General features: G+C 61.9%; 21 protein-coding genes. 15 read left to right on the top strand and 6 right to left on the bottom strand.

Features of this window, described 5'->3' with window-relative positions; all coding sequences use genetic code 11:
• Nucleotides 1-15 precede the first annotated feature (15 nt).
• The 11 genes from BT264_RS02655 to BT264_RS02605 all read left to right on the top strand — a co-directional run bounded on the left by BT264_RS02655 (nucleotide 16) and on the right by BT264_RS02605 (nucleotide 15,470).
• Nucleotides 16-1,815, top strand: a complete 1,800-nt coding sequence (locus BT264_RS02655; RefSeq protein ID WP_218173331.1) for a glycosyltransferase family 2 protein — start codon at nucleotides 16-18, stop codon at nucleotides 1,813-1,815.
• Between the two features lie 117 nt (nucleotides 1,816-1,932).
• Nucleotides 1,933-3,120: an NAD-dependent epimerase/dehydratase family protein gene (locus BT264_RS02650; RefSeq protein ID WP_256260555.1), complete on the top strand. Its 1,188-nt coding sequence runs from the start codon at nucleotides 1,933-1,935 to the stop codon at nucleotides 3,118-3,120.
• On the top strand, nucleotides 3,113-4,045 hold the full coding sequence (locus tag BT264_RS02645; RefSeq protein WP_072436176.1) for a glycosyltransferase family protein: 933 nt from the start codon (nucleotides 3,113-3,115) through the stop codon (nucleotides 4,043-4,045). Before BT264_RS02650 ends, BT264_RS02645 begins: the two co-directional genes overlap by 8 nt.
• Complete coding sequence (locus BT264_RS02640; RefSeq protein ID WP_072436175.1) at nucleotides 4,045-5,970, top strand: methyltransferase domain-containing protein; 1,926 nt, start codon at nucleotides 4,045-4,047, stop codon at nucleotides 5,968-5,970. Before BT264_RS02645 ends, BT264_RS02640 begins: the two co-directional genes overlap by 1 nt.
• 30 nt (nucleotides 5,971-6,000) lie before the next feature.
• Nucleotides 6,001-7,050, top strand: coding sequence for an acyltransferase family protein (locus tag BT264_RS02635; protein WP_072436174.1), 1,050 nt, complete (start codon nucleotides 6,001-6,003; stop codon nucleotides 7,048-7,050).
• A 76-nt stretch (nucleotides 7,051-7,126) separates the two neighbouring features.
• Nucleotides 7,127-7,795 carry a sulfotransferase domain-containing protein gene (locus BT264_RS02630; protein ID WP_072436173.1) on the top strand — a complete coding sequence of 223 codons (669 nt, stop codon included), beginning with the start codon at nucleotides 7,127-7,129 and terminating at the stop codon, nucleotides 7,793-7,795.
• Nucleotides 7,796-7,910: 115 nt separating this feature from the next.
• Nucleotides 7,911-8,750 carry a glycosyltransferase family 2 protein gene (locus BT264_RS02625; RefSeq protein WP_072436172.1) on the top strand — a complete coding sequence of 280 codons (840 nt, stop codon included), beginning with the start codon at nucleotides 7,911-7,913 and terminating at the stop codon, nucleotides 8,748-8,750.
• Nucleotides 8,747-9,712, top strand: coding sequence for a UDP-glucose 4-epimerase family protein (locus BT264_RS02620; RefSeq protein WP_072436427.1), 966 nt, complete (start codon nucleotides 8,747-8,749; stop codon nucleotides 9,710-9,712). The genes BT264_RS02625 and BT264_RS02620 overlap by 4 nt, the downstream gene beginning before the upstream one ends.
• Nucleotides 9,682-10,734, top strand: a complete 1,053-nt coding sequence (locus tag BT264_RS02615; RefSeq protein WP_110281309.1) for an MraY family glycosyltransferase — start codon at nucleotides 9,682-9,684, stop codon at nucleotides 10,732-10,734. The genes BT264_RS02620 and BT264_RS02615 overlap by 31 nt, the downstream gene beginning before the upstream one ends.
• A 12-nt stretch (nucleotides 10,735-10,746) precedes the next feature.
• Nucleotides 10,747-12,633: a polysaccharide biosynthesis protein gene (locus BT264_RS02610; protein WP_072436170.1), complete on the top strand. Its 1,887-nt coding sequence runs from the start codon at nucleotides 10,747-10,749 to the stop codon at nucleotides 12,631-12,633.
• 473 nt (nucleotides 12,634-13,106) lie between these two features.
• The gene (locus BT264_RS02605; RefSeq protein ID WP_072436169.1) at nucleotides 13,107-15,470 is read left to right on the top strand and encodes a protease pro-enzyme activation domain-containing protein; all 2,364 of its coding nucleotides are present in this window, start codon (nucleotides 13,107-13,109) and stop codon (nucleotides 15,468-15,470) included.
• Nucleotides 15,471-15,517: 47 nt separating this feature from the next.
• Here the strand turns inward: BT264_RS02605 and BT264_RS02600 are convergent, their stop codons facing one another.
• Genes BT264_RS02600 through BT264_RS02580 form a run of 5 tightly spaced genes read right to left on the bottom strand, consistent with a single transcriptional unit; the run spans nucleotide 15,518 to nucleotide 20,955 of the window.
• Nucleotides 15,518-16,624 carry an MraY family glycosyltransferase gene (locus BT264_RS02600; RefSeq protein ID WP_072436168.1) on the bottom strand — a complete coding sequence of 369 codons (1,107 nt, stop codon included), beginning with the start codon at nucleotides 16,622-16,624 and terminating at the stop codon, nucleotides 15,518-15,520.
• Between the two features lie 27 nt (nucleotides 16,625-16,651).
• Complete coding sequence (gene galE / locus BT264_RS02595) at nucleotides 16,652-17,674, bottom strand: UDP-glucose 4-epimerase GalE (protein ID WP_072436167.1); 1,023 nt, start codon at nucleotides 17,672-17,674, stop codon at nucleotides 16,652-16,654.
• 14 nt (nucleotides 17,675-17,688) lie between these two features.
• Nucleotides 17,689-18,825, bottom strand: coding sequence for a glycosyltransferase family 4 protein (locus tag BT264_RS02590; protein WP_072436166.1), 1,137 nt, complete (start codon nucleotides 18,823-18,825; stop codon nucleotides 17,689-17,691).
• Between the two features lie 52 nt (nucleotides 18,826-18,877).
• A complete protein-coding gene (locus BT264_RS02585; RefSeq protein WP_072436165.1) occupies nucleotides 18,878-19,702 on the bottom strand; it encodes a glycosyltransferase in 825 nt (274 codons plus the stop codon).
• Nucleotides 19,699-20,955 (bottom strand): oligosaccharide flippase family protein, encoded by a 1,257-nt coding sequence (locus tag BT264_RS02580; protein WP_072436164.1) that lies wholly within the window; start codon nucleotides 20,953-20,955, stop codon nucleotides 19,699-19,701. Before BT264_RS02580 ends, BT264_RS02585 begins: the two co-directional genes overlap by 4 nt.
• A 247-nt stretch (nucleotides 20,956-21,202) precedes the next feature.
• Between BT264_RS02580 and BT264_RS02570 the strand changes: the two genes are divergently transcribed.
• The 4 genes from BT264_RS02570 to waaA all read left to right on the top strand — a co-directional run bounded on the left by BT264_RS02570 (nucleotide 21,203) and on the right by waaA (nucleotide 26,061).
• Nucleotides 21,203-22,597: a phosphomannomutase/phosphoglucomutase gene (locus BT264_RS02570; protein WP_072436162.1), complete on the top strand. Its 1,395-nt coding sequence runs from the start codon at nucleotides 21,203-21,205 to the stop codon at nucleotides 22,595-22,597.
• Nucleotides 22,598-22,771: 174 nt separating this feature from the next.
• Nucleotides 22,772-23,767: a lipopolysaccharide heptosyltransferase I gene (gene waaC, locus BT264_RS02565; protein ID WP_072436161.1), complete on the top strand. Its 996-nt coding sequence runs from the start codon at nucleotides 22,772-22,774 to the stop codon at nucleotides 23,765-23,767.
• 25 nt (nucleotides 23,768-23,792) lie between these two features.
• Nucleotides 23,793-24,677, top strand: a complete 885-nt coding sequence (locus BT264_RS02560) for a Kdo hydroxylase KdoO (RefSeq protein WP_072436160.1) — start codon at nucleotides 23,793-23,795, stop codon at nucleotides 24,675-24,677.
• Nucleotides 24,678-24,714: 37 nt separating this feature from the next.
• On the top strand, nucleotides 24,715-26,061 hold the full coding sequence (gene waaA, locus BT264_RS02555; RefSeq protein WP_072436426.1) for a lipid IV(A) 3-deoxy-D-manno-octulosonic acid transferase: 1,347 nt from the start codon (nucleotides 24,715-24,717) through the stop codon (nucleotides 26,059-26,061).
• Nucleotides 26,062-26,124: 63 nt separating this feature from the next.
• Here the strand turns inward: waaA and ureG are convergent, their stop codons facing one another.
• Complete coding sequence (gene ureG, locus BT264_RS02550; RefSeq protein ID WP_072436159.1) at nucleotides 26,125-26,772, bottom strand: urease accessory protein UreG; 648 nt, start codon at nucleotides 26,770-26,772, stop codon at nucleotides 26,125-26,127.
• Between the last annotated feature and the right edge of the window lie 3 nt (nucleotides 26,773-26,775).

The raw sequence follows: 26,775 nt of genomic DNA, 5'->3' as shown, positions 1-26,775 counted from the left end.
GGGCCGGTGGGTATCGTGAATAATGTCGAGGTACGCTTGCTGGAGCGCTGTTTGTCTGGATATGGAAGAGCTGCGCGGGCGATGGCGGCAGTAACGGACGCGATTCGTCGTCATGGCATCACGGGGACAATTCGCAAAGTCATCGAGGTCGCTCGAAGAGATGCGAGTTATCGCCGATGGGTCGCGGCATACGATGTCTGCGGTGCGGCGGATCGAGCTAGTCTGGCGTCCGAAATTAAGTGTTTTCGGAGGCGCCCCCTAATCTCGATCGTTGTGCCTGTATACAACACGCCGGTGAAATTGCTCATCGAAATGATCGAGTCAGTACGTGCGCAAGTCTATCCGCACTGGGAGCTATGCATTGCGGACGACGCGTCCTCTACGGCGCAAGTGCGCGAAGTCCTGGAGCGATACCAGACACTCGATCGGCGAGTTCGTGTCGTCTTTCGCGAGCGTAACGGCCACATCTGCGTTGCGAGCAATAGCGCCTTGGAGTTGGCGACGGGCGAGTTCATCGCGTTGCTCGATCATGATGATATTTTGCCGCCGCACGCGCTGGCTGTTGTCGCGCGTTACATCAATGCTTTTCCGGACGCGAAGCTGTTTTATAGCGATGAGGACAAGATTTCGATGTCGGGTGAGCGGAGCACGCCGTACTTCAAGACGGACTGGGATCCCGAACTTATTCGGCAACAGAATTTCTTCTCCCATTTTGGCGTTTTCGCTGCCGACGTGGTCCGCAGTGTCGGCGGATTTCGAAGGGGGCTCGAAGGCAGTCAGGATCACGATCTCGTGTTGCGATGCGCACACGTAGTCCCCACCGACGCAATCGTGCATATTCCGCACATCTTGTATCACTGGCGAACTGTCAAGGGCAGTACCGCAACGGGTGTAGCAGAGAAGCCGTACGCGGTGAGCGCGGCCGTAAGAGCTGTGACTGAATACCTGGCATCGTGTGGTGTCGATGCAGACGTGATACCGCCGGATCGTAACGCTCCGCTCATCGAGATCAGATATGCGTTACCAAACCCGCCGCCGCGGGTGCATTTGGTTGTCCTGGCTGGCGCGAGAGCCGGCGTGGGCGTGGCGCGCCTGGCAGAACGTCTGCTCGGTGATACTCAGTACATAAACTTGTGTGCGACGGTGATAGTCGAGGATGTGGCCCAAGTTGCTGCCGAGGTGCGCGCACATATCGCGGTGAGGGGGGAAAGTGCGATCGATGAGGTGGTTCGATCCGATGGCGCGGAATTTATCTGCTTGATCGATGCGTCGATGGTGCCTGCCGACGCAACGTGGCTCGACCGTCTCGTGCGACAGGCGCTACAGCCACATATTGGACTTGTGGCGCCCATGATATGCGCCCGTAACGGTACGCTGCTTGCCACAGGCGCAGTCATGTGCACACCCACCCGGGGCGTGCCAGCGCAGCCGGGGAGGGTTCGCGGAGAATATGGCTATTTCGGTCGAATGGTTCACTCGCATACGGTTTCGGCTTTGGCCGCAACATGCTTTGTTGTCCGACGCACGCGACTGGACGAGGTCGGTGGACTGCGCTGGCAACCGGATCAATCGTGGTTGAACGATCTGGCCATTCGTGTAGCGATGGCGGGAATGCGGAATACTGTTGTACCTCGATCCGTCGTCTATGCTGCAGCGTTGCCCCCTTCCCCGGCACGCGCTGATGCTACTGATCGCCACCCCGGATTCGCTGATCCGTTCTATAGCACCAACCTCACCCTCGACACGCGAGCCGCGACGTACCGCCATGCATTCCCACCGCGGCGCGACGTGTTCTCAAGCAAAGAAATAGGGTGAGGTGTGCGGTGGCACGCTGGCTGTGCGCAACGGCATAACGCCGCGCCTTTGTGGACTCCAGCGTAGGCCTCCATACTGCCTCAAGGATCGCCCCGGGGACAGCACTGAGAGTGGGGCATGATCAATGTCGGCCGTTTCCAAGTGCGAATCGCCGCCTTTTGGCGCTGGAGTTCAAATGCTGTAACATTTGGCGCGAATGGTACGTCCGGCCCTGCCAGCCGGGAAATTATTGAAAGGTCATCAATGTCAGAGCGGAATTGTTTGGTAACCGGCGGGGCCGGATTCATCGGCTCAGCGCTTTCGCAGCAACTCGTATCTCGATTCGACAAGGTCGTCGCAGTCGACTGCCTTCATCCGCAAATTCACGCGAAGCAAACGCGGCCTGCAGCGCTTCATCCGGGCGTGGAACTCGTGGTTGGTGATGTTTGCGATGCCACTGTATGGGACAACGTGCTTGCGTCATTTCGCCCCGAGGTGGTCGTCCACTTGGCCGCCGAGACGGGTACTGGTCAATCGCTCACCGAGGCCACGCGTCATGCGCATACCAACGTAGTGGGCACCACGGCGATGCTGGACGCCTTCATGCGTCACGACGCGAAGCCCAAGAGAATCGTTTTGTCGAGCAGTCGGGCTGTGTATGGCGAGGGCGCTTGGCAAGGTAATGAGGGTGGATCCCTTTTTTATCCGGGGCAGCGCAGTGTGTCGCAACTCGCCGCTGGAAAATGGAACTTTGACGGATTTCCGGTTGCCATGGAGGCAGACCGTGTACATCCGGCTCCGGTTAGCGTGTACGGAGCGACGAAACTCGCACAGGAACACGTGATTTCATCGTGGGCCAACGCCGTCGGCACTGAGTACGTCATCTTGCGGCTTCAGAACGTTTTTGGCCCTGGGCAGTCGCTGATCAATTCCTACACGGGCATCGTATCGTTGTTCTGTCAACTCGCCCGCAAAAAGCAAAGCATTCCTCTGTATGAGGATGGCATGGTAATGCGGGACTTCATTCTGATCGACGATATTGCGGCGGCGCTTTTTGCTGCAAGCACGGTGACGGGCATTTCAGGGCGTGTCTTTGATATCGGGTCTGGAGTCGCAACCACACTTCTGCAGTTGGCCGAAAAGATTGCGGCCCTGTATGGTGCACCAGCGCCGGAGGTTGTTGGTAAGTATCGATTCGGAGATGTCCGTCATGCCTTTACATCAGCAGAAGGCGCCAAAGGCTTGGGCTGGGCCCCGAAACATGATCTCGACTACGGCTTGAAGGTCCTCGCGCAATGGATCGAAGGTGAACTGCAACATGTCTGATGTGAATGTAAAACCGACTGATTCGGTTCTTCCTGCGTCAGTACAGGTTCAATCGATCCTGTACAACAATGATCCCGGTGCTGTAGATCGTGCGCTGGCGAGTATGGCACGCTCGGCCGAACTGGCCATCTTCGCGGGCGCCTGTTCTGCTGTCAAAGTGGTGCTCGGTGATAGCTCGCCATTGAGATGCTTGAGTGTAGACGAGGTTGAGGCGCTGCAGAATAAATATTCCCCAACTCTTTCTATTGATTATCGTTTCTTTGGAAGGAATGCGGGTTCTGCTCGAGGGCATAACAGTCTGGCAGAAGGTGCGGATTCGGACTTCTTTCTCATTCAGAATCCCGATGTTGTCGTGTCACCTCGTCTTTTAGAGCATCTGCTTGAGCCATTTCGCTTTTCCGACATAGGGATGGTAGAGGCAAAACAATTGCCCATCGAACACCCAAAGGAGTACCACCCGGTGACGGGCGAAACCTGCTGGGCGACTACGGCGTGTGCGATGATTCCCGCGCCGCTGTTCAGGCAGCTTGGTGGTTTTGATGCAGATTCGTTCTTTCTGTATTGTGATGACGTTGATTTCTCATGGCTGGTCCGCCTGGCTGGGTACAAAGTAATCTTCAGTCCAGCCGCTGTTGTTTTTCACGACAAGCGTCTTTCGAATGAGGCCGGCTGGTTGCCGTCTTCGGCCGAGTATTACTACTCGGCTGAGGCGGCAATGATCCTTGCATACAAGTGGTCGCGGGATGATCTTGCCGAATCGATATGTGATTACTTCAAGAATCACGGCGAGGATTATCATAAGAAGGCTGCGAAGGAATATGAGGATCGGAAGCAATCGGGGCGTCTCCCTAAGCAACTCGATCCGGACCACAAGATCGCATTTTTTTCAGATAACTTGTACAGCAAGCACCGTTATCCTCTCTGATGCTCAATCAAGCTACCACCTACGACAACGCGTTTTATCCGGACAACGTGTACGGCCATGCGTTGGAGCTTCTCAAGAAGCATCGACCGGTACCCACGAACCGCGCCGAAATTTCGATTCACCTCGACATCGGATGTGGCTACGGCCGCATTGCAGAGCCCCTACAAAAAGAGCTGGGGCTGAAATACGTCGGCGTTGATGCAGATACGGCGGCACTTGCGAATTTGAGTGCCAGAGGGCTAGAGAATCATAAGGTCGATTTATCCTCTACCGACCACCTTCTGCAAGTGCTCCGAGACATCAGCAACGGCCGATCGATCGCGTCTATCACCATGCTCGATACTCTAGAGCATCTCGGTGATGGTGACGCCGTGCTTCGGTGTCTCAGCGAACTTGCAAAAGAACACCGTGCGTTTCTCGTATTGAGCGTCCCGAATGTCACGCACCGTGACGTCGGACTGAAGCTTGCTTTTGGACGCTTCGATTATACGTCCGACGGTCTGCTTGATTACACACATACGCGTTTTTTTAGCGAGACCTCTTTCAAGCAGACTTTAGAGCATTGTGGGCTGTACTGTATCGAAAAAAACGACGTGAGGGTCGCGATCAGTGATCAGCATTTTCCAGACACGCATCCTGCGCTGAGTAGAGGGACGTCGCTTAATCGGCTGCTTACTTCGCTGCGGCACGAAGCGGAGGAGAACGATGATGTTAACCAATTCGTTTGGGCGTGCGTAGCCGGTCCGCTAATGCAAGGAGAGGCGTTCATTGCGGAACGTCAAATCAAGCGTCCCTTCCTTTCGATTGTCACCAGAACCCAAGGGAAGCGTATGCATTCCCTTATCGAAGTGTTCACGTGTCTTGCTGGTCAGACTTGCACAGATTTTGAGGTATTGGTTGTCGGTCATCGGTTGACCGAGGATGCGCGGCTCGCGGTTGAACGGGTCATCGAAGATAATCCTGAATGGCTGAGAAATAAAATTCGGCTCGTTCGGGTAGACAAGGGCAATCGCACCCATCCGTTGAACCGGGGATTTGAGGAGGCGAGAGGGCAGTACATCGCTATTCTGGACGACGATGATACGCCGATGGCGCATTGGGTAGAGACGTTTCAGAGTCTCGCAAAGGACCATCCAGGTCGATTGTTGCGAGCGTCCGTCGTCCGCCAAGATGTGGTTACCGTCAACGTGTTGGATAAATCCGGAGTCCGCGCGACCGGCTCGATGGAGCAGATGTATCCCGCTGAGTTCGATTTCGTCGATCACCTGCGCGGAAACCACACACCGCCAATTAGTGTGGCTTTTCCTCGTGGGGTATTTCACGATCTCAACATCCGATTCGACGAGGACCTCAGTACCACTGAAGACTGGGACTACATGATGCGAGTTGCATCGATCGCGGATACTGCATCAAGTCCCGCTATTACGTCGATTTATCACTGGTGGGTGTCCGATCAATCGTCCCGAACCGATCACCCTACTCACGAATGGGCGACGAATCACCAGCGTATCTTTCAGAAAATGGACGAAGGAATGCTGTTGTTCCCTAAAGGGACCTCGTACCGGATTCGTCAACTGCTTGATGATAATGACCAACTCAAGGGAAAAATCGCAACTCAAGAACAAATGCGATCCGAACTGAGAGCTACGGAGCTGTCCCATGTCGTCTGTGAAAATGATCGGCTCCAGCGGCAACTGACAGATCAAGCCATGCGTCACGAGCTGATTGAAACCCTACGTTCGACTTCTTGGAGGATAACCGCGCCGCTGCGATTCGTTGGTCGTCTGAAGGGTGGCGCACCGATTACCGTGCGCGGATGTATGGAGATGTCTGGCGACCAGCTTCACGAGGCCCTGTCGCGGGTGCGAAGTTCGAGATCGTGGAAGGTGACGTCCCCGATGCGTCGGCTGAAAGGAATGGCCTAATACTTGATTCGCATTCGGAGAGACGAAGCAATGGTGCGTCAGCAGGATAATTTCGAAGCGGTACGTCTTCTCGCTGCACTAACGGTATTGTACGGACATGCGCATGCTTTGACGGGCGTCGCGAGTCCGGCAGTATTTGGGAGCTCGGCGCAAGCAATGGCCGTAAAGGTATTTTTTGTCGTGAGCGGCTTCCTCGTATCTCAGAGCTGGATTCGGGATCCGTCTTTTGTGCGATACATGGCGCGACGATGCTTGCGTATATTTCCCGGACTGTGCGTCGTAATTCTTGCTACGATTTTTGTTGTCGGACCTCTGATTACTATTGTTCCAAAATTCGAGTATTGGTCCTCGGCGGACACATGGCGTTATCTTACTAATATTGCTTTAGAGCCTAACTATATGTTGCCGGGTGTTTTTTTGAAGAACACCTATCCTATTGCAGTCAATGGATCGCTGTGGAGTCTGCCGGTCGAATTTTTTATGTACCTGCTATTTCCGATTGTTGCGGCGACGCGTAATTTTCGGGTGTTGAGTGTGTCGATTGCAGCATTGGTTCTGTGTGCGGCCAGCGTGTATCTGATTCGATTTGGTGCCGGTCCTCAACGGATCGTCGTTTATGGGACCAATGTGATTTCAGGGCTTGATGTTGCGCCTTATTTCTTGATCGGTGCAATCTGGCAAATTTGCATTCCTCCCAAGTTTCTGAAAGCCGAAGTGGCTGTCTTTGCCTTGCTGATGTGCACTGTGGTTCCGAATCATCCCGCAATTCAAGAGATCACGATGTTTGTTGTTTTGCCGTATGCCGTACTTTCGTTTGCCACCACCAAGCCGGCCTCATTCGGCTGGATGGGACGATTTGGCGATTTTTCGTATGGCATTTACATCTATGGTTTCTTGGTGGAGCAGCTGGTATCAAGTTACTTTGGCACTGGCGGTAGGCCTATTTTGAATTTCCTGTTGTCGTTAGTGCCGACCATTGGATTGGCGGTGCTGTCGTGGCATTACATTGAGAAACCGTTTCTTAGGTTTAAGCCGAAGACTCCCAAGCTTGACACCGATTACGAGCTGAGTGCCGGCTGACGTTGCCATAGAGATTCCTGCTCGCAGCGGACGTTGTAGGTGGGTGTGATATAAATTAACTTGATATTTAGTCCTTATGCTCGTTTGGCTATCTTCATATCCGCGGTCTGGGAACACCTTCGTCCGAATCTTGCTTTCGCAGGTATTTGGACTGGGAGCTTTTTCCCTGCACGGTGACAACGATCCCCAATCGTTCGGTTCTCCCGCGTTGACGGAACTGGTCGGTCATCGGACCGGCGGCTCGTCGAAAGATCGCATAATCAGCGAGGCGCAACGGTCCGCGGAGTTGAATATCGTTAAGACGCACGAACACCCGCTAACCGACGATCCATGCATCTTTATCGTTCGCGATGGCAGATCTTCTGTCGTGTCCTATTGGCATTTTCTGCGTGAGATAGCGGGAATCGATATTGCGCTGGAACAGGTCGTATGCGGCAATTGTTTCGCGGGATCGTGGTCCGATCATTACGTTGCATGGCAGCCCAAGTTGCGTCCTCATACGCTACTTCTTCGCTACGAAGAAATAGTGAAAGATCCCGGCCGGACCGTAGCTGCACTTTCCGATTTTTTGCGAATTCAACCGCATAAGAATTTCGACCTTACCTTCGAAGGTCTCAAGGGTTTGAATCCGAAATTCTTTAGGTCGGGAAGCGACCAGAACAATATCGCTGAACTTGCTGAGCACGCCGATCTTTTCTGGACGCATCACGGGCACGTAATGGGTGACCTGTTGTATGGGAGTTAGTTCGATCTCATACTTCCGTAATGCTGCTACGTCGCTGGGTTGAAGTCTATCCATAACATTCCATAGATTGGACTGAAAGATTGATGCGCCAACCATTGTATTGAATTGAGGGGGTATGGTGGACGCCAAGACCGAGCCAGTCGATTTGTCGGTGTCACTCGTCGTGTTTCGGCCGGACATCGAGCAGTTAAATAAAACGCTCGAAAGTCTGCGGCGATCGATCGTTTCCGCTGGTGTTGTGATGGGGCGTCGATTTTCCGCTGAATTATTTCTTGTTGATAATGGGGGGCTACCGGCGCTGCGAGATGTCCGTGATAAATACGAAGCCTGCGGCATTTCGTGGAATGATATTGGTCAACATGGCAATGTAGGATTTGGTCGCGGGCATAATCTGGCGTTGGATCGGATTTGTGGCCGTTATCATTTGGTACTCAACCCTGATGTCGAATTCGATGGCGAGTCGATTGCGCACGCAATAAAATTTCTCGATTCTCATTCATCGGTCGGTTTGTTTTCGCCCCGTATCACTGGTGCGGACGGGGGCGTTCAATACCTATGTCGGCGATACCCGTCGGTGGTTGATCTATTCTTGCGAGGCTTCATTCCAGTGCAATTCCGCCGTTTTTTCGCGAAGCGCCTCGCCCACTACGAAATGCGCGACGTCATCAACGACCACGACATCGTCTGGGACCCTCCAATCGTCAGCGGCTGCTTCATGCTGTTCCGCACGGATGTGCTGAAAAAACTCGGCGGCTTCGACCCACGCTATTTCCTCTACTTCGAGGACTACGACCTCAGCCTGCGCACGCACGACGTCGCGCGCGTCGCCTATGTCCCGTCGGTCCGCGTGATCCATCACGGCGGCGGCGCATCCCGCAAGGGTTTCGCACACATCCGCATGTTCGCCGCATCGGCCTTCAAGTTCTACAACCGCTTCGGTTGGAGGCTGTGGTGAGCCACCTCATCATCACCGGCGCAAACGGTTTTGTCGGGCGCGCGGTCTGTCGTCGCGCGCTGGAAGCCGGGCACACCGTCACCGCCTTGGTCAGGCGCCCGGGCGGGGCCTTCGGCGGTGTGCGTGAATGGGTGCACGACGCCGCCGATTTCGACGGCGTCGACAAAGGATGGCCCGCCGATCTGGTCGCCGACTGCGTGATACATCTGGCCGCTCGCGTGCACGTGATGCGCGACGAGTCGCCGGACCCCGACGCCGCATTCGATGCGACCAACGTCGCCGGTACCTTGCGTCTCGCTAAAGCCGCGCGCCGGCACGGCGTGCGCCGCATCGTCTACGCAAGCAGCATCAAGGCGGTCGGCGAGAGCGACGGCGGCACGCCGTTGTCGGAAGCGGTGAGTCCCGACCCGCAGGATGCCTACGGTCGCTCGAAGCTGCGCGCGGAGCGCGAACTCGCGCAGTTCGGTGCGTCGAACGGGCTCGACGTCGTGATCGTTCGCCCGCCGCTCGTCTACGGTCCAGCCGTCCGAGCAAACTTCCTCAAGATGATGGACGCCGTTGCGCGCGGGATGCCGCTGCCGCTCGGCTCCATCGTGGCACGCCGCAGCATCGTCTACGTCGACAACCTTGCCGATGCGCTGCTGCAATGCGCGACTGATCCGCGTGCGGCCGGAGAATGCTTCCACGTCGCCGACGACGATGCGCCGTCGGTCACGGGTCTGTTGCGGCTGGTCGGCGACGCACTCGGCAAGCCGGCTCGCCTGATCGCCGTCCCGTCCGGCGTGCTGCGGGCGCTCGGTACGCTGACCGGCCGCCGCGCGGCGATCGACCGCCTGACCGGCAGCCTCGAGCTCGATACGGGCCGGATCGCCCGCGTGCTCGACTGGCATCCGCCATATACGACCCGTCAGGGCCTCGAAGCGACCGCCGCATGGTATCGTTCGCGCGATACACAACAATAGCCGACATGCATTTCCCGATATCCACGTGGCCGGGTGCGGTCGCGGTGGCGCTCGCCGCCGCGATCGCGTCGACGGCCATCCTGCGCGTGCTGCTCGCGACCGGCCTGGCGTGGCGCCTTGCCACCGATATTCCGAACGACCGTTCGCTTCATACGCTGCCGACGCCGCGTGTCGGCGGATGGGGCATCGTCCCTGTATGCATCGCCGCGCTGCTCGCGCTGGCGCCGCACCTGTGGCTGATCGCCATCGCCGCCGCCGGGCTTGCCGCGATGTCCCAGATCGACGACCGCCGCGGGCTGCCAGCCCGCGTGCGGTTCTCCGCGCATCTCACAGCTGTCATCGCGCTGATCGGCGTGTTTCCAGCCGACGCGCCATGGTGGTTGCTGGTTGGCGTCGGCTTCGTGATGGTCTGGCTGACGAACCTGTACAACTTCATGGATGGCGCCGACGGCCTAGCCGGCGGCATGGCGCTCTTCGGCTTTGGCGCGTACGCCGTCGCGGCGCTGACCGGCACGAACCCGTCGCCTGATCTGGTCGTGGCCGGCTCAGCCGTTGCCGGCGCGGCAATCGGCTTCCTGTTGCTCAATTTCCACCCGGCCAGGCTGTTTCTTGGCGACTCAGGCTCTATTCCGCTGGGATTTCTGGCCGGCGCACTCGGCTACTGGGGCTGGCGCAGCAACGTTTGGCCGATCTGGTTTCCCGCGCTAGTGTTCGCGCCCTTTATCGCTGACGCATCTGTAACACTTTTGAGACGTCTGTTACGCGGCGAAAAGTTCTGGCAAGCGCACCGGGAGCACTATTATCAGAGGATGGTTCGTTCCGGCGTAGGTCATCGTCGGACCGCTCTTTATTGGTACCTCATCATGCTCGCAGGCATAATCGTCGCCGTGTGGGCCAAGGGCCGCCCGGAACTGCAGCAGTGGCTGTCGTTTTTCGCGTGGTATGGCGTCCTGGCGTGTATCGGATTGGTGATCGACATGCGTTGGCGCCGGTTTCAGACGGCCGCTGAAAACAATTCGTGAGGTTTCCCGCCAATGTTGCGATCCAAGGCATCCTGGCTGTCGCTGAGTGCTTTCCTGTTCGACCTGATGGCGGTTCTCGCCGCGTGGTTGTTCGCGTATCTCGTCCGTTTCAATGGCAGTATTCCGCCCGATTTCCTGAGCGGCGCGCTGACTGCGCTCGTTTGGGTGCTGCCCGTCTACGCGCTGATGTTCCACGTGTTCGGGCTCTATCGCGGCCTGTGGGTATTCGCAAGCCTGCCCGACCTGATGCGTATCTCGAAGGCGGTCATCGGCGGCGGCGTAATCGTAATGATTGGTGCGGTGATGTTCCAGCCGTCGCCGATCATCCCGCGCTCTGTGCTGCTCGTGTCTCCACTGATGTTGTTCCTCACGATGGGCGGTGCGCGTGCGCTCTATCGCGCGACGAAGGAGTTCTATCTGTACGGTGGACTCGTCGGTCAGGGCAAGCCGGTGCTCGTGCTCGGCGCCGGCACCGCCGGCGCGAGCCTCGCGCGAGAACTGTCGCGTTCGGGCGAGTGGCGCCTCGTCGGGCTGCTCGACGACGATGTCACGAAGCAGGGGCGCGAAATCTACGGCTACAAGGTGCTCGGCTCGTTCAACGACCTGAAGCACTGGACCGACGCAATGAAGGTCGAGTACGCGATCATCGCGATTCCGTCGGCGTCGGTCGAAACGCAGCGCCGTGTCGCGACGCTATGCGTGCGCGCCGGCATCAAGGCGATGGTGCTGCCGTCGCTGACTGCACTGATGCCGGGGCAGGGCTTCCTGTCGCAGGTACGGAACATCGATCTCGAGGATCTGCTCGGCCGCGACGCGGTGACGATCGACACGCCTCATGTCGAGGCGCTGCTGCGCGGCCGCGTCGTGATGGTGACGGGCGCGGGCGGCTCGATCGGCTCCGAACTGTGCCGGCAGATCCTGCGTTTCGCGCCCGCACAGCTCGTCGCGTTCGACCTGTCCGAATACGCGATGTACCGGCTGACCGAGGAATTGCGCGAGCGCTTCCCCGATCTGTCCGTCCTGCCGATCATCGGCGATGCGAAGGATTCGCTGCTGCTCGACCAAGTGATGTCGCGTCACGCACCGCACATCGTGTTCCATGCGGCTGCCTACAAGCACGTGCCGTTGATGGAAGAACACAACGCGTGGCAGGCGCTGCGCAACAACGTGCTCGGCACGTATCGCGTGGCCCGCGCGGCGATTCGCCACGACGTGCGTCACTTCGTGCTGATCTCGACTGACAAGGCCGTCAATCCAACCAACGTGATGGGCGCGAGCAAGCGCCTCGCCGAAATGGCATGCCAGGCGTTGCAGCAGACGAGCGAGCGCACGCAGTTCGAGACGGTGCGCTTCGGCAACGTGCTCGGCAGTGCCGGCAGCGTGATTCCGAAGTTCCAGCAGCAGATCGCGAAGGGCGGGCCGGTGACGGTCACGCATCCCGAGATCACGCGCTTTTTCATGACGATTCCGGAAGCATCGCAGCTCGTGCTGCAGGCATCGAGCATGGGGCGCGGCGGCGAGATCTTCATTCTCGACATGGGCGAGCCGGTCAAGATCGTCGATCTCGCGCGTGACCTGATTCGTCTGTACGGTTTGTCTGAAGGGCAGATCCGGATCGAATTCACGGGGCTGCGGCCCGGCGAGAAGCTCTACGAGGAGCTGCTCGCGGACGATGAGACCACCACACGCACGCCGCATCCGAAGCTGCGAATCGCGCGTGCGCGGGAAGTGCCGGACCACCTGCTCGATGAGCTATTGCCTTGGCTGATGCAGCACCGCGTGCTCAGCGACGACGAAGTGCGGCGCGACCTGAGGCGCTGGGTGCCTGAGTATCAGACGGCGGTGGCGCCGGTGTTGCAAAGTGTGCCGAGGCGCGTCGTGTCGGGCGGATCGGCTTGATACCCTAGCGCCAATCAGACCAGCTGGCTGATGGATAGGTGCCGTTCAGTAAATGACTGAACGGCTTTTTTTGTTGGTGGGGAGCTGCACGCAGGTGCGTGTCGCAAGCTCGGCAAGCAGCTTCAGAACATATTAACTTTCTTGCAAGTTACAATGGTGGTTGATTTCTCGTGATTTCATTTTGTTGGTGAAATTAACGTGTGAATATTGTCGTCACCCCGTCTTGATATTTAACAATTCTTAAACCTCGGTGAAACTCGTTCGAGTTGATTGACTATCGGCTCGCTCCTGCGTATGTTTAACGACGGAGCTGAACTCGATTGACTGCGGCTGCATTTGTTCGCTCTTGCTTCCTTTCTTCATGTGTCGAACATATCGGTGTCGAAGAAAAGTCGCTATCGCCGACACGCTGTTGTGGTAGAGGGGAAAACGTAAGAAATCAAATAAATAATCAATAAATTGAGACCAATTCAATGAAAACCGGACACATTGCCCGATTTTTGATCGGGATGCTTGCGGCGTTAGCACTAGGTGGTTGCGGGGATGGCGATAATTCAGCGGCGGTTACGGCGCAGGCTTACAAGTTGTCAACACTGCGGGCCTCTGGGAATATTGTGAGTTCGGCGCCTTTGAGCGCTACGGCGCCCATCCATGTCGCGTTGGTCCTGAAGCTGAACAACGAAGCCGAGCTCGATGATTTTTTGCGGAGAGCAAGGACGCCAGGCAACGCCAGCTTCGGGGCGGTCCTGAGCTCGGCGCAAGTTGCTGCGAGATACGCGCCTACTACCGGGCAGGTCTCCGTCGTGAAAGCCTATTTGCAAAATAATGGTTTCACGAATATCAAGGTGGCCGGCAACAACATGCTTGTCGAAGCCGATGCGCCAGCTAATGTGGTTGCCGGCGCGTTCCGGACGACACTGGTATCGGTCGCAATGGCGGATGGAAGTCAAACGCATATCAACACTACCGCCGAGACGGTGCCCGATGCCATCAGCGGCATTGTCCGGTCCGTTTTAGGTTTGGATACGGCCACCCGCTTGCGCACACACGGTATCCGGGCTTCTGTCTCGGCAAGCGGTCCTAATGCGAGCGACTCGCCGACAACCGCGGCAGTAACGGCGGGGCATAATCCCACGGCCTTTCCCGCCATCTACTCCGTGGGCAATACTCCGGCGGCCGGCAACATCACGGTGGGCATCATCGCAGAAGGAAATCTATCGCAGCCTCTTGCTGACCTGACTACATTCACAAATAACAACCGGTTGCCCGCTGTAGCCGTTTCGGTAGTCAACGCAGGAACGCCAAGTCCAGATACGAGCGCGAACGCGGAATGGTCGCTCGATAGCCAAAGCATTGTCGGTATGTCCGGTGGCGTGAGGCAACTTAATTTCTATGTTGCGTCATCCTTCGCATGGAGCGACATGGCCAGCGCCATCAATCGGGCGGTGTCGGACAATACTGCTCGGGTGATCAACATGTCGATTGGTGGATGCGAAAGTTTCGCACCTACTGCGTCGATCGATCAGATGCTCAAACTCGCCGTCGCGCAAGGGCAGACATTCTCGGTGAGCACTGGCGATTCGGGCAGCGTTGCGTACGGTTGCTCGGGAACTTCGGTGGAATATCCCGCCAGTTCGCCGTACGTCGCCGCCTTGGGCGGCACGACTCTGTACACGAACGCGGACGGAAGCTATACCGGCGAGACGGCGTGGAGCTCGGGTGGCGGCGGCATCAGCGTCGTGGAACCCATTCCGTCGTGGCAGTCGAACGTACCTCAGCTCAATGGGCGGGCTAATCGCGGCACGCCGGACATTGCGTTTGATGCGGATCCCAATAGTGGTGCGCTGATCATTGTAGGAGGCCAAATCCAGCAATGGGGCGGGACGAGTCTGGCCGCGCCCTTGTTTGCCGCGACGTGGGCGCGCATCCTCTCCGGCAGTTGCTCGGCGAATCCGGGATTCGCACCGCCGGCGCTATATGGCTTTCAAGCGACGACCCCGTCCATTTTCCGCGATATCTCCAGCGGTTCGAACGGTGCATACAGCGCGGGACCGGGATGGGACTTCGTGACAGGTTGGGGCACGCCGAACGTCAGCGTATTGCATTCCGCGATCTGCGTTCCAACGACGCCGATCTATGGCGGCAATCTCAACGAAGGAACGACGCTGAGCCCGGGCCAAATCGTGTATTCAGCCTCCGGAAACCATAAACTCGTCATGCAATATGACGGTAACCTCGTGCTTTACAACGTGGGTAACGGTGCTGCGATATGGAATTCCGGGACGTCGGGAAATCCGGGGGCCTATGCCGCTTTCCAGCTTGATGGGAACTTCGTTGTCTATGGAGCGGGCGGCAAGGCGCTGTGGTTTTCGTCGACCACCGGCACGCCTTATGATCAACATCTCGCCGTACAAGATGACGGCAACATGGTGATCTACGAGGCATATGTGCCTTTGTTTTCCACCGCGACCGGTACGACGGGCTATCCAAACTCTCCTGGCGGCCCTGCTGTCTGGAATGGCGGCACCACCCTCGTGGGCGGCCAGAATTTCACTTCGGGCAATGGCGCGAACGTGCTTGTCATGCAGGGCGACGGCAATCTGGTGCTGCTTCGCCAGGGGATTCCGCAATGGAGTTCAGGGACGTTCAATCATCCCGGTGCATATGCGACGATGCAAACCGACGGCAATCTGGTCGTCTACAGTCCGGCTGGCGTTGCGCTATGGAATGCCGGCACGAGCGGGCATCCGGGGGCAGCTACTTACGTTCAAGACGACGGTAACGTCGTGATCTATGCGCAAGTGCCGCACTGGAGCACCAATACTGCCGGAAGCTAGTGCTCTGCGGTCGACGCGGCCAGCGGCAACACGCTGGCCGCCGCCCCTCAATGCCCCCGCTTCTCCTTCCTCACCACCATCCACCTCGGCGCCCTGAACCGCACGATGCTGAGATAAAGCCATACATACGTCAACGCGAACAGCACGACGAACACGAACAGATGCACGGTATGCCGCCAGAACAGCGTCGCCGGAATCACCGCGACGAGGCACAGCAGCCAAAGATAAGGTGAGGTGAGCGAATTCCGCCGCGTCAGATCATGCGCATGCTTCGTCCCCACAGCCCACCGCATCAACCGCTTGTACACGAGCATATGCAAGTGCACGCCGTCCGGAATCCCCGGCGACATCCCGCGGATGAACTTCTTCCGGTAGATCGAGAAGCACGTCTCGAAGATCGGGTACATAAAAAGCAGCACCGGATACCAAGCTGACACTTCGCGATTGCGCATCACGAGCATGATCGCGAGTTCCGCGAGCATGAACCCGATGAAATACGCGCCGCCGTCGCCGAGAAAGATCAGCCCGGCCGGGAAATTCCACAGGAAAAAGCCGAGCACGGCGCCCATCATGATGATCGACGCGGACATCACGACCGGATCGTTGACATGGAACGCCACGTACGCGAGCGACGCGAACATCATGAAGCTGACCATCGACGCGAGTCCGTTGAAGCCGTCGATGATGTTGATCGCATTCGCGAGGGCCGCGACCGCGAGCACCGTGATGAACGCCGAGATGGCCACGTAGCCGAGCAGGAAATCGAGCGGCGGCACGCTGATGCGCTTGACCGCGATACCCATCACCCCGAACGCGAGCGCGGCTGCGCCCATCGTGCACAGCAGCCGCGCACGCGGCGACACGCGCTTGGTCAGGTCCTCGACGAGGCCTGACAGGAACGCTGGCATTCCGCATGCGGCGATCCCGAGAATGCTGCCGGCGATCGTCGGATAGCGCCGCGACAGGATCAGCGCGGCAATGACGACCCCGGCGAGGATCCCGATGCCTCCAACGCGCGGCACGGGCCGCACGTGGAATTTCTGCACGCCGGCCAGGTCGCTGTCGACCGAGAATTTCTCGTGAAGGTGCGCGTAGCGCACGATGAACAGCGTGACGAGCAGGGAGACGATGAAGCCGGACGCGAAGCTGAGCATGGGATCGCTCGAAAAATGGACAGCGGATTATACAAAACCGCGCGGGTTGCCCTCCTGCCATCGCCAGTGGTCGGCACACATTTCCTCGATGCCGAGCGTCGCGCGCCAGCCGATGATGTCGGCCGCGGCCTGCGGGTTCGCGTAGCACTCGGCGATATCGCCCGGGCGGCGCGCGACGAGCTCGTACGGCACCGGGCGGCCCGATGCCTTCTCGAACGCGCGCACGACTTCCAGCACGCTGTAGCCCTGGCCCGTGCCGAGGTTCACGACGAAGCTTGCGTCGCGCTTCGCCAGCGCGTCGAGCGCGGCGATGTGCCCCTTCGCGAGATCGACGACGTGGATGTAGTCGCGCACGCCCGTGCCGTCCGGCGTCGGGTAGTCGGAGCCGAACACGCGCAGCTTTTCCAGCTTGCCGACGGCGACCTGCGCGACATACGGCATCAGGTTGTTCGGGATGCCGGCCGGATCCTCGCCGATCAGCCCGCTCGCATGCGCGCCGACCGGGTTGAAGTAGCGCAGCGTCGCGATGCGCCACGCCGGGTCGGACACCTCGAGATCGCGCAGGATCTGCTCGGCGATCAGCTTCGACTGGCCGTACGGATTCGTTGCGGAAAGCGGGAACGATTCGTCGATCGGCGAGCGCTCGGGCACGCCGTACACGGTTGCCGACGAACTGAACACGAACTGCTTGACGTTGCGCTCGCGCATGACCTTGAGCACGGCGAGCAGGCCGCCGATGTTGTTCTGGTAGTACTCGAGCGGTTTCGCGACCGATTCGCCGACGGCCTTGAGCGCCGCGAAGTGGATCGTGCCGGTGATCGGGTGCGCGTCGAACACCTTCGCGAGCGCGGTTTCGTCGCACACGTCGACCTGGTGGAACGCGGGCGTCCTGCCCGTGATCTGCTCGATGCGCCGCACGGACTCGGCCTTGCTGTTGACGAGGTTGTCGACGATCACGACATCGTAGCCGTTGTCGAGCAGCTCGACGGCCGTGTGCGAGCCGATATAGCCCGCACCGCCGGTAACGAGGATGGTGCCTTTAGCGGTCATGCTGATGCGCTCCTTCAGAGGGTGATGCCTGTCAACGAATGAATGGTCTGCCGGTAACGTTCGACGACCTGCTGCTCGTCGAATTCCGCCGTGACCTTCCGCCGGCCGCGCGCGCCCATCGCGTCGCGTCCGGCCGTTCCGAGTTCGATCATGCGGAGCAGTTGCTCCGCGAGGCTCGCGCTGTCGCGCACGCGGCACAGGAACCCGGTTTCGCCGTCGGCGACGACGTCGCGGCAGCCCGGCACGTCGGTCGCGACGATCGGGCGGCCCATCGCCGAGGCTTCCATCAGCGTGCGCGGCACGCCTTCGCGGTACGACGGCAGCACGACGCAGTCGGCGGCCGCGATATGCGGGCGCACGTCGTGCGCTTCGCCGAGATACTCGACGATGCCTTCGCCGACCCACGCGTCGACATCCGCGCGGCCGATCGCGCTCGGATTGTCGACGCCGAGCGGCCCGAGCAGCTGGAAGCGCGCGTTCGGGAAGCGGGCCCGCACGATGCGCGCGGCCTCGACGTATTCGCGCACGCCCTTGTCCCACAGCAGCCGGCCGATCAGGATGAAGACAGGCGCGCCGCCGCCGGGCAGCGGCACGGGCGCGAACTGTTCGAGGTCGACGCCTTCGCCGTGCAGCAGCCGCGCGCGGTCGGGATGCGCGAGCAGCTGCTCGTCGGTGAACGTTGCGAGATCGTCGCGGTTCAGGAACCAGACTTCACGCGGGAAGCGGAACGCGAAGCGGTACAGGCGCTTCGCGACGCTCGCCGCGCGGCTCTTCTGGATGAAGACATAACCGAGCCCCGTCGTCACCGCGATCGACGGCACGCGCGCGAGCCATGCGGCGATCGAGCCGTAGATGTTCGGCTTGATCGTGTAATGGAACACGAGATCGGGCTGCAACGCGCGGTAGTGACGCACCAGCGCGGCGAGCGTGCCGAGATCCTCGCGCGGGCTCGTGCCTTTCGACGCGACCGCGAGCGCCACGTAGCGGCAGCCCATCTGCTCGAGCAGCGGCACCGTGCGGTCGTGCGGCGCGATCACGATGACCTCGGCGCCGCGCGCGACGAGCGCACGGATCAAACCGTGGCGGTACGTATAGATCGCCCAGGCCGTGTTGCAGACGAGCGCGATGCGCAGCGGGGAGGTGGCGGACATGAAAAAAGAAAAAAATAAAGCGTCGAAAATGCCGAAGGGGCCGGATCCGCGCTCAAGCGGACGGCCGCGCGGCGAACAGCGTCCGCTTGATCCGCTGCAGCGTGCGGTACGGCGTCACGAAATGCAGCAGGTTCTTGGCGAGGCCGGCCCAGTCGTACGGGTTCAGCGCGTTGAAGTGGCGCAGCAGCAGCGACAGCGTCGACACCAGTTGGCGCCGGCGCTTGGTCGCGCTGATCCCGCCCTCGTTGAGTTCGTAATAAAGGCCGAGTTCCGGCAGGTTCGCGCAATCGTAGCGTTGCATTAACCGTAAAAAAAGATCGAGATCCTCGGCCGCGCGGTATTTCGCGCGATAGTTGCCGACCTCCAGCACGGCGTCGATGCGCAGCATCACCGACGGATGCACGAGCGGCGAGCGCAGGAAGCGCGTGCGGCGCAGCGTGCGCGGATCGGCGGGCGGCGTCAGCATGAAGCGCGGCTCGCCGGCGCGCGACACGACCTGCGTCCACATGCCGACGCAGGCCACGCGCGGATGGGCGCCCAGATACGCACGCTCCTTTGCGAGGCGTTGCGGCGCGGCGAGATCGCCCGCGTCGATGCGCGCCGCATAACGAAAGCCGCGCGCCGCGAGCGCGTCGATGCCGGCCGCGAGCGCGCGCTCGATGCCGCCGTTGCGCGGCATGCGCAGCACCTCGATCGCGAGGCCGGGCAGGTCGGGCGCGACGATCGGCGGCGTGCTGCCGTCGTCGACGATCAGCACGTGCACGGGCGCGTCCTCGCGAAACGACGCGAGGGTCCGGACGACGTCGTCGTGCCCGTTGTAGGCCGGCATCAGTACAGCCACGTCGTCGAGCGGGGGCGGGCAATCGGGGGGCATCATGTTTGCAGCTTGAAACGGATGTAATAAAAATTGACGGCGGCCGCGGCCAGGTAGCCGGCCGCCAGCCCGACGAGCGCGCCGTACAGGCCGAGCCGCGGGATCGCGAGCAGGTTGACGAGCGCGGCGATCGCGAGCGCGAGCAGCCATTTCGACAGCAATACGAATTTTGCTTGATATTTGAGAACGATAAGATTGCCTATCGCCTCGATGCCGGCCGGCACGGACAGCCAGACGGCCCAGCGGAAGATGTCGACCGATGCCTCGTAGCCGCGGCCGAACACCTTGCCGACGATCAGCGGGGCGGCCGCGTCGAGCACGAGCGCGCCGGCCGTCATCAGGCAGGCCGTCATCGCGATCAGCCGGACGATGTTGCGGCGCAGCCGCGCGACGTCCTGCACGCGGTAGACGAATGCGGGCGCGATCGTCTGCGCGAGCATCAGCGCGAGCGTGATCCAGTTCTCGTTGAGCTGCTGCGCGGCCGAGTAGCGGCCGAGATCGGCGAACGACACGTGGCGCTCGAGCATCAGGCGGTCGAGCTTCAGGAACAGGTACATGCAGATGAGGCCGAGCCAGAACACGGTGCCGGCCGTCGCAAAGTGCCTGAACAGCGGTTTATCGAACGTCCAGCCGAGCGCGCCGCCGTTACGATGCCGGTAGTAGAGCAGCAGCGCGAAGCCGATCGCGGCGGCCTCGAGCGCCCACAGCCACCCGAAGCGCGCGGGGCCGGCGGCCGCGCGGACCAGCAGCCAGACGAGCAGCGCCTTCGCCAGCGCGGTGATCATGCTGGTGACGAGCTGCGGCTTGCTGTAGGTCAGGCTCTGCAGCCACGCGTTGATCACGCCGACGAACGGCTCGCGGAACACCATCGTGACGGCCAGGCCGGCGAGCATCGCGCCGACCAGCGGATCGAAGGCGCCCGCGGCGATCGCGATCCAGGTCGCGACGAGCGCGGCGGCCGATACGGCGATGCGCAGCGCGAACGCGCTGCCGAGCACCGCGCCGAGCTGGGCAGGCGGGCGCTGGACGATGGTCGGAACGAGGATTTCCGCGCCGCACACCCAGGTGAGCGGTGCCAGTACCAGGAGGAGCGTATTCGCATACTGCCATTTGCCGAACACATCCGGCCCGAAATAACGGGCCAGAAGACCGCTGATCGCGATCGCGACGCCGATCTGCGTGAGCCGTTCGAGCCCCAGCCAGACGAGGTTCGCGACGGCCTTCGCGACATCCGGGTTGCCGAAGCGCTTCAGCATGCGCGGCGGCCGCATGTACGCGGGGCGGCCGGCAGGGCGCCCGGAGGCTGCGGGTTGGCGGCGGCGGGTCGGCTAGGCATTAAAATGGGCGACATGCGCGTCATCAAAACCCGCGATTATAAGTGGGATCGGGGCCGCTCCAGCCGTTCCGTTCCTTGTTTCGCCGGGCCTGCCTGTATCATGCGCGGCACCGGCGAGACGCGGCCAGACAATTTTCCATGCACGCAACCGAGAGAGAAGAGAATCGATGATCTCCCAATCCATCTTCAAGGCATATGACATTCGTGGCGTGGTCGGCAAGACGCTCGACGTCGACACGGCGCGCGGGATCGGCCGGGCATTCGGCAGCGAAGTGCGCGCCCAGGGCGGCGACGCGGTCGTCGTCGCGCGCGACGGCCGCCTGTCCGGGCCCGAACTCGTCGGCGCGCTCGCGGACGGCCTGCGTGCGGCGGGCGTCGACGTCGTCGACGTCGGCATGGTGCCCACGCCGGTCGGCTATTTCGCGGCGAGCGTGCCGCTTGCGCTGAAGGGAGGCGAGCGCCGCATCGATTCGTGCATCGTCGTCACGGGCAGCCACAACCCGCCCGACTACAACGGCTTCAAGATGGTACTGCGCGGCGCCGCGATCTACGGCGAGCAGATCCAGGCGCTGTACCGCCGCATCGTCGACGAGCGCTTCGAGACGGGCAGCGGCACCTACGAGCAGGTCGACGTCGCCGATCAGTACATCGCGCGCATCGTCGGCGACGTGAAGCTCGCGCGGCCGCTGAAGCTCGTCGTCGACGCCGGCAACGGCGTCGCGGGCCCGCTCGCGACGCGCCTGTTCAAGGCGCTCGGCTGCGAACTCGTCGAGCGCTTCACCGACATCGACGGCACGTTCCCGAACCATCACCCCGATCCCGCGCACCCGGAAAACCTGCAGGACGTGATCCAGGCGCTGAAGGACACCGATGCCGAGCTCGGCTTCGCGTTCGACGGCGACGGCGACCGCCTCGGCGTCGTCACGAAGGACGGCCAGATCATCTATCCGGACCGCCAGCTGATGCTGTTCGCGGAAGAAGTGCTGTCGCGCAACCCGGGCGCGCAGATCATCTACGACGTGAAGTGCACGCGCCACCTCGCGCAGTGGGTGAAATCGAAGGGCGGCGAGCCGCTGATGTGGAAGACGGGCCACTCGCTCGTGAAGGCGAAGCTGCGCGAGACGGGTGCGCCGCTTGCCGGCGAAATGAGCGGCCACGTGTTCTTCAAGGATCGCTGGTACGGCTTCGACGACGGCCTCTACACGGGCGCGCGCCTGCTCGAGATCCTCACGAAGACGGCCGACCCGAGCGCACTGCTCAACGGGCTGCCGGACGCGATGAGCACGCCCGAACTGCAGCTGTGGCTCGAAGAGGGCGAGAACTTCCGCCTGATCGACAAGCTGCAGAAAGAGGCGAAGTTCGACGGCGCCGAGGAAGTCGTGACGATCGACGGCCTGCGCGTCGAGTACCCGGACGGCTTCGGCCTCGCGCGTTCGTCGAACACGACGCCGGTCGTCGTGATGCGTTTCGAGTCGGAGACGCAGGAAGGGCTCAAGCGCATCCAGGAGGACTTCCGCCGCGTGCTGACGGCCGCGAAGCCGGACGTCAAGCTGCCGTTCTGAGCGTCGGCGGCCTGCGGGCCGCCAACGGCGCGACGTCCGATTCATCGGTCGCGCCATCCCCGAAAAGCGGCGCACGCCACAGCGTGCGGCCGCTTTTTGTCTGTCTGCTCCCCCGGGCGAGATAAAATCGCTCCTTTATGTCTGTCGCCGGCTGCCAGCCGGCGTTTTTTCAGCGTGCAAAAGATCCTGATCGTGCGCGTGTCGTCGCTGGGCGACGTCGTGCACAACATGCCGGTGATCGCCGATATCCGGCGCCGCCACCCCGATGCGCAGATCGACTGGCTCGTCGAGGAAAGCTTCGTCGACCTCGTGCGGCTCGTCGACGGCGTGCGCGAGGTGCTGCCGTTCTCGCTGCGCCGCTGGCGCAAGAAGCCGTTCTCGGGCGCCACGTGGCGCGAGATCCGCGCCTTCCGCCGGCGCCTCGCGGCCGAGCAGTACGACCTCGTGATCGACTGCCAGGGCCTCATCAAGACGGCCTGGGTCGCGAGCTGGGCGCGCGGCCCGCTCGTCGGGCTCGGCAACCGCACCGACGGCGCCGGCTACGAATGGCCCGTGCGCTTCTTCTACCGCAAGCGTGTGCCGATCGCGCCGCGCACGCACGTCGTCGAGCGCTCGCGGCAACTCGTCGCGGCCGCGCTGGGCGATCCGGTGCCGACGCCGGCCGATCCGGTCGACTTCGGCCTCGACACGCGCGCGGCGGCGCTCGCGGTGGCCGCGCTCGGCCTGAACTTGCCGGTGCCGTACGTGGTGTTCGTCCATGCGACGTCGCGCGCCGACAAGCAGTGGCCGGACGCCGCGTGGATCGAGCTCGGCCAGGCGCTCGTGCGGCGCGGCGCGTCGCTCGTGCTGCCGTGGGGCAACGACGCGGAGCGCGCGACGAGCGAGCGGCTCGCGAAGGAGTTCGGCGCGGCGGCGATCGTGCCGCCGAAGCTGTCGCTGCCGGCCGTGGTCGGGCTGATCGACGGCGCGGCCGCGACCGTCGGGGTTGATACAGGTCTGGTTCACATCGCGGCCGCGCTGAAGCGTCCGACGGTCGAACTGTACAATTTCGCGACGGCCTGGCGGACCGGCGGCTACTGGTCGCCGAACGTCGTCAATCTCGGCACGGCGGGGCAACCCCCGTCGATCGCGCAGGTGAAGTCGGCGCTCGCGGGCTTCGGTCTCCTGTAACGCCTGTCAATTACGCGAACCGATCATGAGCGAATCCCAGATCATCGAAGTCCCGTCCGCCGACTGGAGCGGACACAACCTGTCGGCGCCGCGCGAGCAGCTGCTGGCCGCGGTCGAGGAAGGCAAGGTGCTGTATTTCCCGCACCTGCGCTTCGCGATCGAAGGCGGCGAGGAAGCGCTGCTCGATCCGGCGCTCGCCGATCCGAAACGCAAGAACATCAGCCTCGCGCCGAACGGCGGCGCGCTCGCCGGCGTGCTCGGCGACAGCGTCACGCAGTCGGCCGTGCGCGCGCTCGTCGCACGCTTCCAGCAGCAGGCCGGCACACTCGTCGATGGCCTGTTTCCCGAATACCGCGGCAAGCTGCGTGTCGCGCCGACGAGCCTGCGGCTGATGCAGGTCGAGACGCGCCAGACGTCGTGGCGCAAGGACGACAGCCGGCTGCACGTCGACGCGTTCCCGTCACGGCCGAACTACGGCGAGCGCATCCTGCGCGTGTTCACGAACGTGAACCCGGCCGGCGTGCCGCGCGTGTGGCGCGTGGGCGAGCCGTTCGAGGACGTCGCGAAGCGTTTCCTGCCGCGCATCAGGCCGCAGTTCCCCGGTTCCGCGTGGCTGCTGAACCTGCTGCACGTGACGAAGTCGCCGCGCAGCGCGTACGACCACCTGATGCTGAACCTGCACGACGGCATGAAGGCCGATCTCGACTACCAGAAGACGTGCCCGCAGCAGACGATGCCGTTCCCGCCGGGCAGCGTGTGGATATGTTTCTCGGATCAGACTTCGCACGCTGTGATGTCCGGCCAGTTCATGCTCGAGCAGACGTTCTTCCTGCCGGTCGATGCGATGGTCCGCCGCGAATGCGCGCCGCTCGGCATTCTCGAGCGCCTGACGGGCAGGGCGCTGGTTTGAGCGCGCACCTGCTTCGATGCAATACGAGGGCCGCAGCATGCTGAGGGCGATCTATCGCGCGCTGTGGTGGCTCGTCGCACCCGCTGCGGTCATCCGGCTTTATGTGCGCTCGCGCAAGGAGCGCGGCTATCGCGAGCATGTCGGCGAACGCTTCGGCCGCGTGGCGGGCCGCTCGCGCGACGACCGTGCGCCGCTGATCTGGGTGCATGCGGTATCGGTCGGCGAAACGCGCGCCGCGCAGCCGCTGATCGATGCGCTGATGCACGCGCGCCCCGATGCGCGGATCTTGCTCACGCACATGACGCCGAGCGGCCGCGCGACCGGCGAACAGATCTTCGGCGATCGCGTGCTGCGCTGCTACCTGCCGTACGACATGCCGGGCCTGGTGCGGCGCTTCCTGCACGCATGGCGGCCGACGCTCGGCCTCGTGATGGAAACCGAGGTGTGGCCGACGCTGATCGACGAGTGCCGCCGCGCGGACGTGCCGCTCGTGCTGACCAATGCGCGGATGTCGGCGCGTTCGTTCCGGCGCGCGGCGAAGTTCGGCGCGGCGACGCGCGACGTGTTCGGCGGCTTCTCGCGCGTGCTCGCGCAGAGCCCGGCCGATGCGGAGCGGCTGACGTCGCTCGGTGCGCGCAACGTGACCGTGCTCGGCAACCTGAAGTTCGACATGGCGACGCCGCCGGAACTCGCGGCGCGCGGCCATGCGTGGCGCGACGCGATCGGCACGCGGCCCGTGTGGGTCGCCGCCAGCACGCGCGAGAACGAGGAGGCGCTGGTGCTGCAGGCGTTCGCCGCGATGCGCACGCCCGGCGCGCTGCTGGTGCTCGTGCCGCGTCATCCGCAGCGTTTCGCCGAGGTCGAGGCGCTCGTCGAGCGCGGCGGGCTCAAGTGCGTGCGACGCTCGGCATGGGCGGCCGACACGGCCGCGCTCGCGGCCGGCCACCCGGCTGCCGAACCGCTGCCGGGCGACGTGACGGTGCTGCTCGGCGATTCGATGGGCGAACTCGGCGCGTATTACGCGGCCGCGGACGTTGCGTTCATCGGCGGCAGCCTGCTGCCGCTCGGCGGACAGAACCTGATCGAAGCGTGCGCGGTCGGCGTGCCGGTGCTGATCGGCCCGCACGTGTTCAACTTCACGCAGGCGACCGCCGATGCGGTCGCGGCCGGCGCGGCGATGCAGGTCGAGGATCCGCTCGATCTCGCGCACGTGCTCGACGCGCTGTTCGCCGACAAGGCGCGGCGCATCGCGATGGGCGCGGCCGGCGCCGCCTTCGCGTCGCGTCACCGCGGCGCGACCGCGCGCACGGTCGACGTGCTCGCGGCGCTGCTGCCGCCCGCCGAACGCGGCGAGCGTGAGCAGCAGGACACTTCCGACGAATAGGCGAGGGCGGCGCGATGCCGCCCCGGGCATGCGTGGCGGCGTCGTGTGCCGCCGCCGCGCTGCTCAGACCGTCAGCAAGCCCTTCTTCTCGATGAACGCGATCACGTCCGCTACGCCGTCGAGCGCCTTCAGGTTCGTCATCACGTAAGGCCGCTCGCCGCGCATCTTCTTCGTGTCGGACGCCATCACGTCGAGGTTCGCGCCGACCAGCGGCGCGAGGTCGGTCTTGTTGATCACGAGCAGGTCGGACTTCGTGATGCCGGGGCCGCCCTTGCGCGGAATCTTCTCGCCGCCCGCGACGTCGATCACGTAGATCGTCAGGTCCGACAGCTCCGGGCTGAACGTCGCCGCGAGATTGTCGCCGCCCGATTCGATGAACACGATGTCGGCGTCGGGAAAGCGCGACAGCATCCGGTCGACGGCCTCGAGGTTGATCGACGCATCCTCGCGGATCGCCGTGTGCGGGCAGCCGCCCGTCTCGACGCCCATGATGCGTTCCTCGGGCAGCGCGCCCGCAACGGTCAGCAGCCGCTGGTCTTCCTTCGTATAGATGTCGTTGGTGATCGCGACGAGGTCGTACTTGTCGCGCATCGCCTTGCACAGCATTTCGAGCAGCGTGGTCTTGCCGGAGCCGACGGGGCCGCCGATGCCGACGCGCAGCGGCGGCAGTTTCTTCGTGCGGCGGGCGGAGGAGGGAGCAGGTGCGTTCATGGC

The sequence above is a fragment of the Burkholderia sp. NFPP32 genome (assembly GCF_900119325.1).
Taxonomy (GTDB): Bacteria; Pseudomonadota; Gammaproteobacteria; order Burkholderiales; family Burkholderiaceae; genus Burkholderia; species Burkholderia pyrrocinia_C.
The sequence above is the reverse complement of the archived record's forward strand: the minus strand, read 5'-3'. Positions and strand labels throughout refer to the sequence as shown.